This is a genomic window from Rhodovulum sp. PH10 (assembly GCF_000293785.1).
In the GTDB taxonomy this organism is placed as follows: Bacteria; Pseudomonadota; Alphaproteobacteria; order Rhizobiales; family Xanthobacteraceae; genus Rhodoplanes.
On record NZ_AKZI01000001.1, the window covers coordinates 35,163 to 47,671 of the forward strand.

15 protein-coding genes are annotated in these 12,509 nt (G+C 71.0%); 9 read left to right on the forward strand and 6 right to left on the reverse strand.

Annotated features, from left to right (window positions below; translation table 11 throughout):
* Nucleotides 1-4: 4 nt before the first annotated feature.
* Nucleotides 5-790, forward strand: a complete 786-nt coding sequence (locus A33M_RS00185) for a DUF3298 and DUF4163 domain-containing protein (RefSeq protein ID WP_008382330.1) — start codon at nucleotides 5-7, stop codon at nucleotides 788-790.
* 461 nt (nucleotides 791-1,251) lie between these two features.
* On the opposite strand, the gene A33M_RS00190 is transcribed toward A33M_RS00185, so the two are convergent.
* Together A33M_RS00190 and A33M_RS00195 are read right to left on the reverse strand one after the other, a co-directional pair.
* Nucleotides 1,252-2,733, reverse strand: coding sequence for a TonB system protein (locus tag A33M_RS00190; RefSeq protein WP_008382332.1), 1,482 nt, complete (start codon nucleotides 2,731-2,733; stop codon nucleotides 1,252-1,254).
* A 115-nt stretch (nucleotides 2,734-2,848) separates the two neighbouring features.
* On the reverse strand, nucleotides 2,849-3,436 hold the full coding sequence (locus A33M_RS00195; RefSeq protein WP_008382333.1) for a Uma2 family endonuclease: 588 nt from the start codon (nucleotides 3,434-3,436) through the stop codon (nucleotides 2,849-2,851).
* Nucleotides 3,437-3,579: 143 nt separating this feature from the next.
* Here A33M_RS00195 and meaB point away from each other — a divergent pair, with 143 nt between their 5' ends.
* The 3 genes from meaB (at nucleotide 3,580) to A33M_RS00210 (ending at nucleotide 5,630) form a co-directional block, all read left to right on the forward strand.
* The gene (meaB, locus tag A33M_RS00200; RefSeq protein ID WP_008382334.1) at nucleotides 3,580-4,593 is read left to right on the forward strand and encodes a methylmalonyl Co-A mutase-associated GTPase MeaB; all 1,014 of its coding nucleotides are present in this window, start codon (nucleotides 3,580-3,582) and stop codon (nucleotides 4,591-4,593) included.
* Nucleotides 4,587-5,294, forward strand: a complete 708-nt coding sequence (locus A33M_RS00205; protein WP_008382336.1) for a pyroglutamyl-peptidase I — start codon at nucleotides 4,587-4,589, stop codon at nucleotides 5,292-5,294. The genes meaB and A33M_RS00205 overlap by 7 nt, the downstream gene beginning before the upstream one ends.
* Nucleotides 5,295-5,432: 138 nt before the next feature.
* A complete protein-coding gene (locus A33M_RS00210; RefSeq protein ID WP_008382338.1) occupies nucleotides 5,433-5,630 on the forward strand; it encodes a CsbD family protein in 198 nt (65 codons plus the stop codon).
* A gap of 73 nt (nucleotides 5,631-5,703) precedes the next feature.
* On the opposite strand, the gene A33M_RS23595 is transcribed toward A33M_RS00210, so the two are convergent.
* Entirely contained in the window at nucleotides 5,704-5,871 is a 168-nt protein-coding gene (locus A33M_RS23595) for a hypothetical protein (protein ID WP_157223267.1), read from the reverse strand.
* Between A33M_RS23595 and A33M_RS00215 the strand changes: the two genes are divergently transcribed.
* Both A33M_RS00215 and A33M_RS00220 read left to right on the forward strand, forming a co-directional pair.
* Nucleotides 5,870-6,688 carry a DUF3750 domain-containing protein gene (locus tag A33M_RS00215; protein WP_052026783.1) on the forward strand — a complete coding sequence of 273 codons (819 nt, stop codon included), beginning with the start codon at nucleotides 5,870-5,872 and terminating at the stop codon, nucleotides 6,686-6,688. The genes A33M_RS23595 and A33M_RS00215 overlap by 2 nt on opposite strands.
* Nucleotides 6,689-6,993: 305 nt before the next feature.
* Entirely contained in the window at nucleotides 6,994-7,173 is a 180-nt protein-coding gene (locus A33M_RS00220; protein WP_008382340.1) for a hypothetical protein, read from the forward strand.
* Between the two features lie 41 nt (nucleotides 7,174-7,214).
* Here A33M_RS00220 and A33M_RS00225 read toward each other — a convergent pair whose 3' ends face one another.
* The 3 genes from A33M_RS00225 to A33M_RS24735 form a co-directional block, all read right to left on the reverse strand.
* Nucleotides 7,215-7,640, reverse strand: coding sequence for a TIGR03809 family protein (locus tag A33M_RS00225; RefSeq protein WP_008382341.1), 426 nt, complete (start codon nucleotides 7,638-7,640; stop codon nucleotides 7,215-7,217).
* Nucleotides 7,641-7,864: 224 nt separating this feature from the next.
* Nucleotides 7,865-8,626 carry a hypothetical protein gene (locus A33M_RS00230; protein ID WP_008382342.1) on the reverse strand — a complete coding sequence of 254 codons (762 nt, stop codon included), beginning with the start codon at nucleotides 8,624-8,626 and terminating at the stop codon, nucleotides 7,865-7,867.
* On the reverse strand, nucleotides 8,623-9,192 hold the full coding sequence (locus A33M_RS24735; protein ID WP_008382343.1) for a sigma-70 family RNA polymerase sigma factor: 570 nt from the start codon (nucleotides 9,190-9,192) through the stop codon (nucleotides 8,623-8,625). Before A33M_RS24735 ends, A33M_RS00230 begins: the two co-directional genes overlap by 4 nt.
* A gap of 582 nt (nucleotides 9,193-9,774) precedes the next feature.
* Here A33M_RS24735 and A33M_RS00245 point away from each other — a divergent pair.
* The 3 genes from A33M_RS00245 (at nucleotide 9,775) to A33M_RS00255 (ending at nucleotide 12,477) form a co-directional block, all read left to right on the forward strand.
* Complete coding sequence (locus A33M_RS00245; RefSeq protein ID WP_008382344.1) at nucleotides 9,775-11,337, forward strand: acyl-CoA carboxylase subunit beta; 1,563 nt, start codon at nucleotides 9,775-9,777, stop codon at nucleotides 11,335-11,337.
* Between the two features lie 224 nt (nucleotides 11,338-11,561).
* Nucleotides 11,562-11,981, forward strand: a complete 420-nt coding sequence (locus A33M_RS00250) for a biotin/lipoyl-containing protein (RefSeq protein WP_008382345.1) — start codon at nucleotides 11,562-11,564, stop codon at nucleotides 11,979-11,981.
* 115 nt (nucleotides 11,982-12,096) lie between these two features.
* Complete coding sequence (locus tag A33M_RS00255) at nucleotides 12,097-12,477, forward strand: OadG family transporter subunit (RefSeq protein WP_008382347.1); 381 nt, start codon at nucleotides 12,097-12,099, stop codon at nucleotides 12,475-12,477.
* The last annotated feature ends 32 nt before the right edge of the window (nucleotides 12,478-12,509 follow it).

The window sequence follows — 12,509 nt, forward strand, 5'->3', positions numbered from 1 at the left end:
GGTCGTGCGCCTCGCCGGCCTTCTCCTCGGCACCGCGCTGGCGGTGCTTGCCGGGTCGCTCTGCGGCCCGGCCCCCGCCGTCGCCGAGACGGTGGTGTCGTCCACCTCCCGCGCGGTCGAGCTGAAGCTTTCGATCGACGACGCCGTCAAGACCATGCCGGCGTTGTTCGAGAGTTTGGCGAGCGAGGGCGAGCGCTGGCTCGACAAGAACCGGCGCGACGCCGACAAGGCGTTCCACGACAATCGCGAGGATTTTTCCGACGGCCGGCAGTGGTCTTTCGACCGCGATTACGCGCTGCTGTCGACCGTCGGGCCTTACATCAGCATTCTGCGACGTGATTATTTCTACACCGGCGGCGCCCACCCCAACACGGTGGTCGACACCATCCTGTGGGACACGACCGCGGGCAAGCCGATCAGCGTACGGCCGTTCTTCCAGGAGACCGCCGACGGCGGACAGACCATGCGCCTGCTCGCCAAGGCGATCCGCAGGGCGGTCGCCGTCGAGAAGAAGAAGCGTGGCGCCGAGGTCGGCAATCCCGACACCGACGACTGGCTGAAGGGGATCGAGCCGTCGCTCCTGAAGCTCGGGCCGCTGGCGCTCGCCCGCTCGACCGAGCCCGGCAAGAGCGGTGGCTTCACGGTGCATTTTTCGCCCTATGCCGTCGGGTCCTATGCCGAGGGCATTTACACCGTGGTGATTCCCTGGCGGGTCTTTGCCGACCGCCTGTCGCCGACCGGCCGCGCCGTGTTCGGTGGCGATCCGATCGCCCCGAAGGCGGACGACTGAGCCTGTTTCCGAAAGATCGGTTCGGGGTTTTACCCTCTCCCGTGGGTAGCTCGGGGTTTTGGCCTCTCCCGTGGGGAGATGGTCGGCGAGCGGGCGTCTGCACCGACGATCTGCTCGAGTTCGCCTTTTCCCGGAGCCCCCGCTTTCGCTCGGACTCCGACCTCTCCGCGCGAGCGCGCTCGAGCATGCACACATCGCCTCGAGCGCATACTTTCGTCATACGCGGACTCCGACCCGCGCATCCGTCGAAATCAAAGAACGTTTTTGTTTTCGGTTCGAGGGATCGCCGGGTCGCGGCCTAGGCCGGCCCGGCGATGACGGCGGAGCACTCGGCGACCCCACGGCTCCAACTCGGGTCATTGGTTCTCGGTCGTTCCGGGGCGCCGCGCAGCGGCGAGCCCGGCAATGACGGGGTGACAACGGGGTGACGCCGGACGGCGATGAAGGCGGGCCGGTCCTCCTCACCCGCCGCGGCGGGCGACCAGCGCGATGAACCACGGCTCGCCGCGCACCGCGGCGAGGTCGTCGTCGGCGACGAGATGCGCCGCCGGCGGCAGCGCGCCGCCCTCCTCGGCGAGCGCCAGCGCGTCGCGGCAGGCGTCGAGCCGGCCGCGCAGGGCCTCGATGCAGGCGAGATTGTAGGCCGGCTGCGCGCCGGAGCGCAGCGCCGCCCGGCATTTCTGCTCGGCGTGCGCGAGCAGCATGGCGCGACGCTCGGGGTCGCGCTCGCGGCGCGCCCGCTGCATCAGCGTGGTCGCCCAGTCGTAGAGCGCGGCGTCGAGATCGGGGTCGGTGCAGACCGCTTCCGCGTACTTGTCCTCGGCCTCCTTGAACAGCCGCTCGGCTTCCGCCGCGGTGCCGGCGCGGGCGGCGCGCTCGGCGAGCGCGGTGCCCCAATTGACCAGCGCCTCCGGCCGGTCGGGACGCAGCGCCTGCGCCTGCGAGAATTTCTCCTCCGCCGCCATCAGCAAGCGCTCGGCCGCCACCGGATCGCCGACCCGGCGGGCCCGCGCCATCAGCGCCGCGCCCCAGGAAAACAGCGCCTGGTGCTGGTCCGGCCGCAGCCGCAAGGCCTCGGCATAGGCCCGCTCGGCGGCGGCGAGCAGCGCCTCGCCGTCGTCGCCCGCGGTGCGGCGGGCGCGCTCGATCAGCGCAGCGCCGAGATTGACGAAAATCTCCGGCCGGTCGGGGGCGAGCGCCAGCGCCGCCTGGTACTTCTCGGTCGCGGCCATGAGCAGTGCCAGCGCCGCCGCCGCGTCCGCCGCGCGACTCGCCCGCTCGGCCAGCGCATTGCCCCAGTCGTAGAGGATTTCCGGCCGGCCGGGCGCGAGCTCCAGCGCCTGCGAGAACTTCTGGTCGGCCGCGGAGAACAGCCGCTCGGCCGCCGCCGGATCGTCGCAGCGGTCGGCCTGCTGGGCGAGCGCATTGCCCCAATTGACCAAGGCCTCGAATTTCTGCGGCGCGACCCGCAGCGCCGCCACGTACTTGTCGGCCGCCGCCCGCCACAGCCGGTCGGCCTCGGCCGGCTCGGCCGCGTGGCGCGCGCGCGCGGCGAGCGCGTTGCCCCAATTGTTGAGCGCCTCGTGCTCGTCCGGCCGCAGCTTCAGCGCCCGCTCGAACCTCTCCTCCGCCTCGGCGAGCAGCCGCGTCGTCTCGGCCGGATCGTCGGCGAGCGCCGCCCGCTCGGCGAGCGCGGTGCCGAGATTGTTGAGCGCCTCGTGCAGATCGGGCTTTGCCCGCAACGCAGCCGAAAACTGCTCCGCCGCCAGCCGCCACAGCCGGTCGGCGCTCGCTGCGTCGCGCGCCCGCTCGGCCTCGCCCGACAGCGCGATGCCGGCGGCGTTGAACGCCGCGGGATCGTCGGGCTCGGGCCGACGCGCCGCGTCGTGATGCACCTGCGCATGACCGTCGTCGCCGACGGCACGGACGCCGTCCTCGCTCATGGCCGTCTCCCCTGACGTTTTTACGGTCGTTTCTTTTCACGGTTCCCGGCGCACGAGCCCGGCGCGCCGGCAGTCCGGATCTCGTCTCCACCCCGGCCACCGCCGGCGCCGGGTCTCAGCCGATCGCGTCGAGCCGAACCGCAAAGCCCGGCAGCGCGTCGCAGGTCAGCGTCTCGTCGGGCCCGCGCGCGACGATCGAGCCGAAACCGTCGCCGGCCGGGCCGGTGTGCACGAAGGTGGTCAGCGTCTCGCCGTCGATCACCCAGAATTCGCGGATGCCGTGCCGGGCATAGAGGCGCGCCTTGACCTTGCGGTCGTAGGCGAGGCGCGAGACGGCGACCTCGATCAGCAGCACCACGTCGTCGGCGCCGGGGCGGGCAAAGCTCTGCGGGTCGGCGTCGTAGACCGTGCGGGCGAGGACCGCGAGATCGGGCTCGACCAGCGTCGTCTCGCCGAGCTGGACGGTGGTCGCGCCCGCCACCCAGAGCTCCGGCCCGGCCGCCCGGGCGAGCGCCATCACCAAAGCGTGCTTGATCCGCTCGTGGGCGATGCTCTTCGCCTGCATCGGGACGATCTCCCCCTCGACCAGCTCGAACTTTTCGTCCTCGCCGATCAGGCCGACCTCGATCATCCGGCGCACCTCGTCGACCGTGAACGCCCGGCGGGGGAAACCTTCGGCACCACGGGTGACGGCGACGGTCATGGGGCGATCTCTCCTTTTTCGAGTATACGCGCCCGACGCGACCCTGGCGAGCCGAAGCGACCGGTGCCACCGCGGGAACCCCGACGAAAACGCCCCTCCCCGGACCCGTTCCCCTGCGCGCCGTCCTGCTCTACACAAGGGGCATGAATCCGCGCCCTGCCCCGGCCGTTTCGGCCCCACCCGCCATCGATCTCGACCGCCTCGTCAAGGGCGTGCGCGCCGGCGAGCGCGCCCATATCGCCCGCGCCATCACGCTCGCCGAATCGAAGCGCGCCGACCACCAGCTGGCCGCCCGCCGGCTGGTGCAGGAGCTGCTGCCGGCGACCGGCAAGGCCGTGCGGGTCGGCATCACCGGCGCGCCGGGGGTGGGAAAATCGACCTCGATCGACACGCTCGGCGCGTGGCTCACCGAACGCGGCCACAAGGTGGCGGTGCTGGCGGTCGATCCCTCCTCGGCCCGCACCGGCGGCTCGATCCTCGGCGACAAGACGCGGATGGCGCGGCTCTCGGCCGACGAGAACGCGTTCATCCGCCCCTCGCCGTCGGCCGGCACGCTCGGCGGCGTCGCGGCAAAGACCCGCGAGACGATGCTCATTTGCGAGGCGGCAGGCTACGACGTGATCCTGGTCGAGACGGTCGGCATCGGCCAGTCGGAGACCGCGGTCGCCGACATGACCGACTTCTTCCTCGCGCTGATGCTGCCGGGTGCCGGCGACGAGCTGCAGGGCATCAAGAAGGGCCTCGTCGAGCTCGCCGACATGATCGCGGTCAACAAGGCGGACGGCGACAACGTGACGCGTGCGCGTGCGGCGGCGGCGGAATACCGCGCGGCGCTGCACATCCTCACCCCGCGCTCACCGAGCTGGCAGGTGCCGGTGATCACGTATTCGGGCTACACCGGCGACGGCATCGCCGCCCTGTGGAACCACGTGATGGAGCACCGCAAGACGCTGGAGCAGACCGGCGAGCTCGCCGAGCGGCGGCGCGACCAGCAGGTGAAATGGATGTGGTCGATGGTCGAGGACCGGGTGCACGGCCGCATCGCCTCCGATCCGGCGCTGCGCGCAAAACTGCCGCAGATCGAGGCGGGCGTCGCCGATGGCCGCCTGTCGCCGGCGATCGCGGTCGACCAGATCTTCTCCGCGCTCGGATGGTGACGAAGACGATCCTGGTCACCGGGTTCGGTGCGTTTCCCGGCGCGCCGAGGAATCCGACGACGAGGATGGTCGCCACCCTCTTGCACGGGCGCCACGCCAGGCGTTCGGATCTCCGTCTGGTCGGCCACGTGTTTCCTACCTGCTGGGAGGCGGTCGACCGCGAGCTTCCGGCGCTCCTGAAGCGTGAACAGCCGGACGCCGTGCTGCTGCTCGGCGTGGCGACGCGAGCGAACACCGTGCGGATCGAGCGGGTGGCGCGCAACCGCGCCTCGGTGCTTCGCCCGGACGCAGCCAAACGCTCGCCGAGCAAACGTTCGATCGCGCCGGGCGCGCCGTTGTTCCGGCCCGGCCGGTTTCCCGCAGCCTCGCTGTGCGCGGCGCTGCGAGCGGCCGGCGCACGGCCGGTCTTCTCGCGCGATGCCGGCGGCTATCTGTGCAACTACGCCTATTGGCGCGCGCTCGAGGCGGCGGAACAGCCCGACGGACCGCGGCTGGTGGTGTTCGTCCACGTGCCGCCGTTGCCGCTCGCGCCGAGGCCCGAGCGACATCCCGTGCGACACCAGGTGCGACGGCCCGTGCCCATGCGGAAGCGGCACACGCTCGCCGGTCACGTCGCCGCGGCGAACGCCGCCGTCGCCGCGCTGGCGAGCGCGCTGCGGCAGCGGCGCGTGTCGCAACGCACCGACGTCACGCCACGCTGACACGTCACCGTTTCGCCTCCTGTCGTCGCGTCGAAGCGAGCGCCGCGCCGCCTTCCGCGTCCGCCGGCGATGGAACTCGGTCCAGCGCCAGACGTTGTTCGGGCACAGGTGAAACGACAACGACAGCGGAGGTCATTCATGAATTGGGATCGTGTCGAAGGCGGTTGGAAGCAGGTCAAGGGCTCGGTGAAGGAGCAATGGGGCAAGCTCACCGACGACGACCTGTCGGAGATCGACGGCCGTCGTGATCAGCTCGAAGGCAAGCTCCAGGAGCGCTACGGCTACACCAAGGACCAGGTGAGCAAGGACATCGACGAGTGGCTCGCTCGCCACTAGCGGCTCCACACGTGGCGCCACGCGTCCCGGCGCCACCGACGACGAGCAGTGCTCGCCGCTCGTGAGGACGCCATCAGATCACGAACGGCCGAAACTCGCGCCCGAGATCGTCTCGGGCGCCTTTTTGTTTCTCGGCTTTGCTTCTCGGCTTCGTGTCTCGCTGCGCCGCCTCGTTTCTCGACGCGTCGCGGACGGCCGCGCTGGACAATCGCCCGCCGCTCACCATCTCCGACGGCATCATGCCGTCATCCCCCTCGCCCACGCCGAAGAAGAAGCGCCGCCTCACCGTGACCGTGCTCGCCGTGCTCGCGCTGTTTCTGTTGCCGATCGCGGTGCGCGCAGCGCTGTTCGCCGCCGGCGATGGGCCGCGCTCCTGGCGCGACGCCGACTGGTCGAGCATCGGTAGCCTGCCGGCGGCGAGCGCTCATCCGCCGGCGCGGCTCCTGGTGCTGTCCGGCCGCACCGGCGGCTGGAAGGGCGTCGTCGCGGTGCATTCCTGGATCGTGCTGAAGACGGACGGCGCGCCGAGCTGGACGCGCTACGACGTGGTCGGCTGGGGCCGCCCGGTGCGCATCAACGGCTGGGCGCCGGACGGGCGCTGGTTCGGCCATCCGCCGATGGTGGTGGCCGACCTGTCGGGCGAGGCGGCGGCCCGGCTGATCCCGCGCGTCGAGGCGGCGGTGAAGCGCTACACCTGGGCCAATGCCGGAGATTACCGCGCATGGCCCGGCCCCAACAGCAACACCTTCGTCGCCCACGTGCTGCGCGCGGTGCCGGAGCTTGCGACGACGCTGCCGGCGAACGCGGTCGGCCGCGATTTTCGGCCCGGCGCCTATGTCGGCGCGAGCGACAGCGGCACCGGCGTCGAGGCCAGCGTTTATGGCGTGCTCGGCGTCAAGGCCGGCTGGGTGGAAGGCGTCGAGGTCAATCTGCTCGGCCTGGTGGTCGGGCTCGATCTGCGCCGCCCGGCGCTGAAGCTGCCCGGCATCGGCCGCGTCGGGCTGCCGCCGGTGCCTCCCGCGTCTCCCGCGTCTCCCGCGTCTCCTGCCGATCCGTGAGATGCGTGAAATCGCATGTCCGGCGGGGTCGACCACGATCGCGGTGAGACAATCGCGGTGAGACGATCGCGGTGAGACGATCGCGCGCGACCGCCGGCGTCGGCACATTTGCCGAACGGACTAAGTAAACATCCAGAAGACGGGCCGCCGCGTTCTCCTACCATGGCCCGCGCACGCTCAACCGCCGAGCCGACCAGTCGCAGACCCCCGGATCCGTTGCCGAACGATTGCCAGCAAGACGATACGACGCCGCGAGGGTTCAGGTGAAGGTCGTCATGATCCGGTGCCCCTATCGGGGGCGATCCGTGTCCACCGGGATCGAGATCGACGAGGCGACATTCGCCGCGCTTCCCGACACGCTGATCCTGTCGCGCTGCCCGCTGTGCGGGCTCGAGCACGTGTGGTGGAAGAACGAGGCGTGGCTGGAGCCGACCCGCTACGACCGGGCGCCGCCGCGCGAGGGATCACACGACGAGCCGGAGTGACGCGCGCGAGCGACGCACCGAAAGACGCGGAAGCGACGGACTCACGCCCGGCCGCCCGCCGCGGCGAGCTCCATCAGGCGCGAAGCGATCGCCTCGAACGCCGCGGCGTCCGGATCGGGCGCGTCCGCCTCGCCGTCCGGCGCGGAAGGATCCGCGGCGGGATCGGTCGACGTCACGATCGTGATCGGTGCGCCGGCGGGGTGCGCCGTGCGGTCCGCGTCCGGTCGCACCGGCCTCCGTGCGGCGGAGGCGCGCTCGTCGGGCTTCCACACCGCGACCGCCTTGGTCCAGGCCTCGACCTCGTGCATCGCGCGGCGCATGCGGTCGAGAAAATCCCGCTCCGGAAAATAGCGCTGCCAGCGGCCGCTCTTGTAGAGCTCGACCAGATGGGCCAGCCGGCGTTGCGCCAGCGCGAGCCCCTTGGCGGCGGTCTCGGCCGGAACCCCACGCGGAATCGTGTCGATCATGGACACGCTCTCTCGTTTCGAATCGTCGGAAAATACGCGGGGACAGACCCGCACCGAATCGATGCGGGCTTTCGCATGTTACGAATCGCAATGGAACCGGTAGACCGTAATTCGACGTAGCGACCGAAGCGGAGCTGATCCGCGCGCGCAGTGTGGCTCGCCGATCACGGATTGCACGCGGCGACGGCACCGCGCATCGCGCGGGGCGGATCCGCGAGCGGCGGCTAATCGGCGCGGGCGGCGAAGCCGATCACGTCGCGCTCGGCCTGCAACGCGTCGAGCAGCCGTGCGGTCTCCTCGCCGGGACGCGATCCGCCGGCGAGGCGCAGCCGATAGAGGCCGCCGGCCTTCGGGCCTTCGACGATCGCCGCGCGGTGGCCACGCAGCACGCGGGCGATGTCGGTGGCCCGCGCCTCCGGCGCGAAGCGCACCAGCACGAACACGGTGGCGTCCTCGCGCGCCGCCGACAAACTCCGGGTCGGCACCGAGGACAGCGCGAGCGACCCCGGCCGGCCCGCCGTCGCGCCATCGCCGTCGAGCCCACCCTCGCCGCCGAGCAGAAGCGCGGTGATCACTCCCGCCTGCGCGACGATCACCACCGCGGCCGCGGCTCCCGCCCAGGCGGTCGCGCGGGGCGAGAGACGTCCGAGAAGGCCGAGCATGCGGGCGCCGAGCGAGCGGAAACCGAGCGAGCGAGAATCGAGCGAGCGTCCCGGCGGACCGCGCGCCCCCGCCTCCTCGGCGGCGATCGCGGCGATCAGCGTGTTCATCGCCCGCGACGACGGCGCGCCGAGGCTCTCGTTGACGCGGATCGTCTCGGCCAACTCCTCGCGCACCAGCGCGAAGCGGCGGGCGAGCTCGGGGTTTTCGGCGAGCGCACGCTCCACCGCCTCCGCCTCCCCGCGGTCGAGCGTGCCGGCGGCGTGCCACGGCAGCAGGGCCTCGATGTCGGCGGCCCCGAGATTGCGCGCGTCGGTCGTCGTCATGGCCAGCCTCGCTCGACCCCGGCGGCCTTCAACAGCTCGCCCAGCTTCTTTCGCGCGTAGAACATGCGCGTCTTCACGGTGTTCTCCGGGATGCCGACGATCGCCGCCGCATCCTCCACCGACCGCTCGTGATAGTAAACGAGATCGATGATCTCTCGGTGCTCCGGGGAGAGGGATTGCAGGCACATGCGCAAGACGTCGCCCTTGTCCTTCTTCTGCACCGCGATCTCGGGATCGTCGGCGGGATCCTCGAGCGCGGCGGCGGCGTGGTCGTCGAGCGCCTCCTCGGAGCGCCGGCGCATCGCCGACAGCGCCTTGAAGCGGGCGATCGCCAGGATCCAGGTGGACACCGCGCTGCGCCCCTCGAAGCGGTCCGCCTGCCGCCACACGTCGAGAAATACCTCGCTGATCAAATCCTCGGCGACCGTTTCGTTGCCGATCAGCCGCACCACGAAGCGGTAGACCCGCACGTGATGCCGCGAGAACAGCACCTGCATCGCGAGCCGGTCGCCCGACGCGATCCGGCCGATCAGGTCGGCATCCGAGGTCACGGAGTTCGCGTTCAACGGTCGGCTCGTCGGGTAGTCGCAGCGGTCGCGGCTCGGGTTCAACGGAAGGCGGCGGTCGCCGGGCGGCCGCGCCTCGCGCCGCCCGGGTGCGTTTTTCTTGCAACACGCGCGGAACCGACGCCAGCCGAAAGAATCACCGCCGCCGGGTGCCTGCCATGCGGCGCGGCGGCGTGCCGGTGTCGCGCGAGGCGCCGGCCGCGGGGGCGGCGTCGGTCGCGGGCCGCGGCCGCGGCCGCCGCAATCCCGGGAACGATCCCGCGATCGCTTCCGCCCCCCGCGGCGATGCCCGTTGGTGCGCCGCACCCACCGTCCGGCTCGCGCCGCCGACGCCCGCCGGACGGCGCGTCGATTCGGCGGCGATCTCCGGTTCGTTTGCATAACTGGCGCGATTATAAGACGATTCGACGGGCGACCCCGCTTGTGGTGTATTCGCGTCGCCGCGGTCGGACGAATGCGGGGCGGATCTCGCATCCGCCGCATCGGCTCGGAACGACGCGCACGGCGTCGCCGCACGGCACGTGGACACCGGCTCGGGACCGGGCATCGTCTCACGGACGTCGGTTGAAGGAGGGGGCGAGCATGCCGCTCGATGAAGAACTTCGGTCGAATCTCTCGGCCCGCCGCGACAAGATCGTGGCCGCGGGCGGGCCACGCAAGACCAAGGAGCGGCACGACAAGGGCCTGATGACCGCCCGCGAGCGGATCGAGGGGCTCTGCCAGGAGGGCACCTTCCAGGAATACGGCGCCCATGTGCGCCACGGCTGCACCTCGTTCGGGATGTCGGAGGTCGAGATCCCGGCGGACGGCGTGGTGGTCGGCACCGGCTTCGTCGAGAACCGGCAGATCGCCGTGTTCAGCCAGGACTTCACGGTGGTCGGCGGCACGCTCGGCAAGATGCACGGCCGCAAGATCGTGTGGGCGCAGGACTACGCCACCAAGAACGGCTGCCCGCTGGTCGGCTTCAAGGATTCCGGCGGCGCCCGTATCCAGGAGGGCATCGACGCCCTGTCCGGCTACGGCGAGGTGTTCTACCGCAACGTCAACCTGTCCGGCGTGGTGCCGCAGATCGCCATCATCGCCGGCCCGTGCGCCGGCGGCGCCTCCTACTCTCCCGCGCTGATGGACTTCATCATCATGACGCGGACCAACGCCCAGATGTTCATCACCGGGCCGCAGGTCATCAAGACCGTGTCGGGCCGCGACGTCAGCATGGACGAGGTCGGCGGCGCCGAGATGCACGCCGCGGTGAGCGGCAACGTCCACCTGCTCGCCGACGACGACGCGCACGCCATCGCGCTGACCCGCAAGCTGCTCTCCTACCTGCCGAGCAACAACACCGAGGACCCGCCGCACGCGCCCTATCCGGACCTCGACCTGAGCCCCGATCCGGAGATCGACCGGCTGGTCCGCTCGGACGCCTCCGACCCGATGGACATGCACGGCATCGTCAAGCGCGTGCTGGACGACGGCGAGCTGTTCGAGATCCACACCAACTTCGCCAAGAACTTGATCGTCGGCTTCGGCCGCCTGCAGGGTCTGGTGGTCGGCGTGCTCGCCAACAACTCGATGGAGAAGGCCGGCTGCCTCGACATCGACTCCTCCGACAAGGGCGCGCGCTTCATCCGCTTCTGCAACGCCTTCAACATCCCGATCGTCACCTTCGTCGACGTCCCGGGCTTCCTGCCGGGGGTCGACCAGGAGCGCGGCGGCATCATCCGGCACGGCGCGAAGATGCTGTTCGCCTATTCCTCCGCGACGGTGCCGAAGCTGACGGTGGTGACCCGCAAGGCCTATGGCGGCTCCTATCTGGCGATGTGCAGCCAGGAGATGGGCGCCGACGTGGTGTTCGCCTGGCCGACCGCGCAGATCGCCGTGATGGGCGCCGAGGGCGCCGTCAACATCCTCTACAACAAGGAGCTGAAGGCGATCGACGACGGCGCCGCCAAGCAGGCCAAGCGCAAGGAGTTCGTCGAGCACTACAAGGCCGAGTTCGCCTCGCCCTATCTCGCCGCCGCCCGCGGCTACATCACCGACGTGATCGAGCCGGAGACCACCCGCGCGGTGCTCTCGCTCGCGCTGCGCAAGCTGCTCGGCAAGCGCGAGCTGCGTCCCGCCAAGAAGCACGGGCTGATCCCGCTCTGAGCGGGCGAGCGCGGCGCACGGAGGCCCGTCCCGATGTCCCACCACCCCTTCCCCGGCCTGCCGCCGTGGTCGGGGGTGGTGCGTCGGCACGCCGGTGCGGCCCGCCTCGAGCCGTGCGACATGCGCGGTCGCGACGCCGGGCCTGGTCCGGCGTCCGGGCCGTCCGGTCGTGACGGACCCTGCAAGACCCAGTTTCACTCCGTCGCCACGGGGACGACACCACCATGATGAGACATCTGCGGATCACCATCGACGGGCGGCCTTACGACGTCGTCGTCGAGGACGTCACCGACGCCGCCGGCGGCAGCTCCACCGTGCCGGTGCAGACGCCGAACGCCCCGGCGCCGGTCGGCCGGCCGCCGGCCTCCACGCCGATCGCCGGCACCGGCGCGGCGGGCGCCGTCTCCCATCCGACGCCGGCCGCCGGCGGACCGGACGACCGCACCGCGCCGCTCGCCGGCGTCGTGCTGGAGATCAACGTCGCGATCGGCGACGAGGTGGCGATCGACGATCCGCTGGTGATCCTCGAGGCGATGAAGATGAAGACCGTGATCGGCGCCCACAAGGCGGGCACCGTCTCGGCCATCCACGTCAAGGCGGGCGACTCGGTCGATTCCGAGCAGCCGCTGGTGACGATCTCTTGAGGCGGAGCACGCGCGTGACCGGCGCAGACGACGCACGCCGGCCGGGCGGCCGGCGGAAACGGATCTCGCTTCCGTCCGGCCCGGCACGGACGACGCGGAGATCGGGAGCAGATCGATGAACGAGACCTTGAGCTACGGCCTGTCCGTCGGCTTTTTCGCTTACGGCATGATGATCGTGATCGCCGGCCTGTGCGCCGTGCTGATCAGAGTGATCGTGACGGTGCTGGCCAAGACTTCCAAGGCCCCCGCCAAGGCTTCCTCCAAGGCGCCCGCTCCGGCGGCACCGAAGCCCGCCGCGGCCGCTCGTGCCGCACCGGCGGTACCGGTGCCGGGCTCCGCGGTCGACGACGGCGTGATCGTCGCGGTGATCACCGCCGCGGTGCATGCCGCCCTCGGCGCCGGGCACCGCATCGTCCATCTCGAGGAGGCCTCGCACTCCGCCTGGACGCGCGACATCCGCGCGCGCCACCACACCTCGCACTCCCCCCATCGTTGAGCCCGTCGCGACCGACCAGCCCATCCAGAAAG